This window comes from uncultured Microbacterium sp., assembly GCF_947632095.1.
GTDB lineage: Bacteria > Actinomycetota > Actinomycetes > Actinomycetales > Microbacteriaceae > Microbacterium.
On the sequence record NZ_CANROA010000092.1, the window covers coordinates 1 to 3,747 of the forward strand.

Below are 3,747 nucleotides of genomic sequence, written 5' to 3' on the forward strand. Positions count from 1 at the left end.
TCGAAGCCCGTGAGCGCGACGAGCTCCTCCCCCGAGCGCAGGTCGAGCAGGTGCGTCTCGAGCCGCTTGGGCAGCGGCACGAGCATGTCGTCGTAGGTGTTGCCCGCCAGGTCGGGAGCCACCGTCACGGCGGCGTACTGCCCGCTCGGCGAGGCGCACGCCTGCAGGATCGCGTTCCCGGCTCCGACTTCGAGCAGCGGCGTCGCCTGCCCCTCGTCATCGACGCGGATGATCGCCTGCCCGGTGGGAAGGCCCACCTCGTCGCGGGCCACGACGTGCCGCAGGGTTCCGCCGGGGAACGGCGTGATGGTCGTCGCGGCACCGTAGTCGGGTTCGGATGCCGCGAGCGGGACCTCCGAGCCATCGGCCAGGTTCAGCTCCACGACACTGCCGTCGATGCGCTCGACGATCGCGGTGTACGTGCCGCGGGAGACCCCCAGCAGGCGCATCGCGAGCCCGAGGGGCTGCGCCCCGGCGTCGCCGGAGCGGTCGTCGAGCGACAGCGTGCCTTCGAAGTCGATGAACAGCACGGCCGTCGAGTCGGGCACGAACTGCCACTCCGCGATGCTGGCCTCCGCACCACCGACCTCGATGATGCGCGGTTCATCCCCGCCGGAGATCGACTGGGTGACCAGCACGCTCGCGCGCCCGCTCTCCTCGCTGATCTCGCGGTCGGAGTACGTGTAGCCGACGAGCCCGCCGCGTTCGGAGACCTGCACCGCGCTGACGTAGCCGTCGCCGGGCAGGGCGAGCTCGCGCTCATCCTCGCCGGAGAGGTTCATGACGAGGATGCGCGATCCGTCTTCGTCCTCCACCGCGACGATCAGGTGCGTGGACGTCGCCCGGTAGTCGTTGATGCGCGGATGCGTGAACACGGGCCGCGCCTCGCCGGCGAGGTCGGTGCGGAAGATCTGGTCGTCGTCATCGGTGCGGTTGAGCAGGAAGACCTGCGACGCCGGAGTCGTGAACTCCGTGCGCAGATCGGCGGACGGGCCGCCGCCGATACCGGTCGCATCCGCGACCGTCACCGTGTAGTCGGTCTCGTCGTCGAGCGGGACGGTGAAGCGGATGCCGATGCTTCGGCCCGTGGCATCCACCGTGAACGGCACCGCCGGTTCGACCGTCACCTGTTCAGCGGCGATCGGTTCGACGGCTTGGTTCAGCGTGAGGATGACACGGCTGCCCGAGACCTGCATGGCCTCGGCCGTGTCGACCTGAACCTCGCTGATGCGCGGCCCCTGGAACAGGCTCACCGCGCCGAGGCCGGTGACCACGACCGCGAGAACGCCGACGACGGCGAGCAGCGAGGCCAGGAAGCGGCGATCGCCCGGCTTCTTCGGCGCTGCAGGAGGGTCTTCGACGAAGGGCGGGACCGCGGCGAGAACCAGCTCGGGAGCGAGCGGGATCGCGGGGACCGCGGGCTGGACGGGTTGAGCGACCGGAGCGGGTTGCTCGGATTGCGCGGTCGTCGCTGCTTCGACCGAAGCCGCCTCCGCCGCCTCCCGTGCGGCGCGCGCCTCGGCGCGGGTGCGGGGCGCGGGCCGACCCTCAGTACTCATAGGGATCCCCCGGCTCATCGATCTCGACAACGCTCTCGGGGATGACCCGCAGCCCGCCGTTCTCATCGGCGGCGACGGTTCCGGTGACCTCGATCCACTGCCCGGTGCCATAGCTGGATGCCTCGAGCGACACCGGAACAGCGGCGGGCTGGGCGTCGATCACGCAGTGCGTGATGACCAGACGGGTCAGGTTCACGGCATCCGCATCCTGTCCGGGGGTGACGAAACCTGTCAGCGTGACGGTCGAGCCGTCGTACGATTCGGGGCGCGACGCTGTGGCGAACACGGTCGACCATTCGCCGATGCCGAACGTCGTCGTGTCGGCGACGCCGAGCGTCGGGGTATCGGCGCCCGCGAAGAGGACTCCGCCGGTGTCGGCGCGCGACATGGCGAGCTCGACCGAGAGGGATGCCGGTGGCAGGACGAGCGCCGCGATGACCACGCCACTGGCGGCGACGCCCGCCGTCACGGTTCCGACGAGTCCGAGCGCGCGTTTCGCAGAGCCCGCGGCCGAAGCATCCGCCCCCTCCTGCGCCGCACCGTGATCATGCCCGTGGTCGTCTTCCTCGCCCGGGGCGAGCGTGAACGACCAGATCGCGCCGATCAGCACCACGACAGCCCCGGCGCACGCGAACCAGATGGATCCGGGGCTGATGTAGAGCGTCAACTGTCCGGCGATCGCGAGCCCCAGGGTGACGATCGAGATCACGACCGCGAGCCCGAGCCCGAGCCAGCGGGACGCGATGCCGCGAAGACGAGAACGTGATTCAGCCAAGGACGTTCACCCCGATCCCGATCGCGAACGCGCTGAGCAGCACCACGACGACAACGCCGACGAGCGTGCGCGTGGTGAACGTGGTGCGCAGCAGCGCGAGCATCTTGACGTCGACGAGCGGGCCGACGAGCAGGAATGCGATGAGCGCGCCCGACGAGAACGTGGATGCGAACGACAGCGCGAAGAAGGCGTCGACGTTCGAGCAGATCGCGACCGTCATCGCCAACGCCATCATCGCCACGATCGACAGAACGGGGTTCGACCCGATCGCCAGGAGCACATCGCGCGGGATGAGCACCTGCACGGCCCCGGCGAGCGCCGAGCCGATCACGAGGGCGGGCATCACGGCGCGCAGTTCGATGAGGAACTGGGTGAGGCTGCGGCGCGTGGGCGTGCCGTGCTCGTGGGTGACGCGCTCACAGGTCGCCGTGAACTGCTGCGTGAGCAGAGCGTCGGGCGAGGGGTGACGGCTGTAGATCCAGCCGATGAGGTTCGCGATCAGGTATCCGCCGACGAGGCGGGCGATGAGGATGCCCCCGTCCCAGCCGAATGCGGCGTGCGTCGTGATGATGACGATCGGGTTCACGATCGGTGCGGCGATGAGGAAGGTCATCGCCTCGGCAGGAGCCAGGCCGCGCATCATGAGGCCGCGGGCGAACGGCACGTTGCCGCACTCGCAGACGGGGATCAGCATCCCGAGCAGCGACAGCACGGCGCGGCGGGCCCAGCCGGCCCGCGGCAGCCAGCGTTGGATGGCGTCGGCGGGCAGCCAGACCTGCACGACGATCGAGAGCACGACACCGAGCACGACGAAGGGCAGCGCTTCGATCAGCACGCTGAGGGCGAGCGTCAGCCCGTCCTGGGCGCGAGTGGGCAGGGATTGGGGGAAGAGCGTCGGAAGGAACCGGTCGATCGCGAACAGCGCCGCGACGACGACGGCGCCCAGGAGCACGCCGATCCAGGGCGATCGCCGCGGACGCTGCGGATGACGGTGCCCGCCCGCGGCCGGACGGTGACGGTGCGTCGAGACGGCGCTCATGCGACCTCGTCCTTCTTCCCGCGCTGATTGGCGCACGGGGTGCACAGGCCGAAGATGTCGACGACGTGCTCGGCAGCGGTGAAGCCGTGCAGCGTGGCGGTGCGCTGCGCCCAGGCCTCGACGTCCTTCGCCTCGATCTCGACGGTGAGGCCGCACGAGCGGCAGATCAGATGATGATGATGGCCCTCGGTCGAGCAAGCACGGTAGAGCGCCTCGCCCTCGGGACTCTGCAAAGAATCGGCGTCGCCGGAGGCGGCGAGGCCGGAGAGCGCGCGGTAGACCGTAGCCAGGCCGATGCCGGTGTTCTCCTCCCGCAGGGTCGCGTGCAGCGCCTGCGCGCTGACGAATCCGCGCGCATCGGAGAGCGCTTCGCG

4 protein-coding genes are annotated in these 3,747 nt (G+C 70.0%); all 4 read right to left on the reverse strand.

Annotated elements, in window-relative coordinates:
* Nucleotides 1-1,559: Ig-like domain-containing protein (locus tag Q0Z66_RS12220; protein ID WP_298041550.1), on the reverse strand; the 1,559-nt coding region annotated here is incomplete at its 3' end.
* Nucleotides 1,549-2,334, reverse strand: a complete 786-nt coding sequence (locus tag Q0Z66_RS12225; RefSeq protein ID WP_298041552.1) for a TIGR03943 family protein — start codon at nucleotides 2,332-2,334, stop codon at nucleotides 1,549-1,551. The genes Q0Z66_RS12225 and Q0Z66_RS12220, both read right to left, overlap by 11 nt.
* Nucleotides 2,327-3,373, reverse strand: coding sequence for a permease (locus Q0Z66_RS12230; RefSeq protein ID WP_298041555.1), 1,047 nt, complete (start codon nucleotides 3,371-3,373; stop codon nucleotides 2,327-2,329). Before Q0Z66_RS12230 ends, Q0Z66_RS12225 begins: the two co-directional genes overlap by 8 nt.
* The coding region (locus Q0Z66_RS12235) for a Fur family transcriptional regulator (protein WP_298041557.1) at nucleotides 3,370-3,747 on the reverse strand (378 nt) is incomplete at its 5' end. The genes Q0Z66_RS12235 and Q0Z66_RS12230, both read right to left, overlap by 4 nt.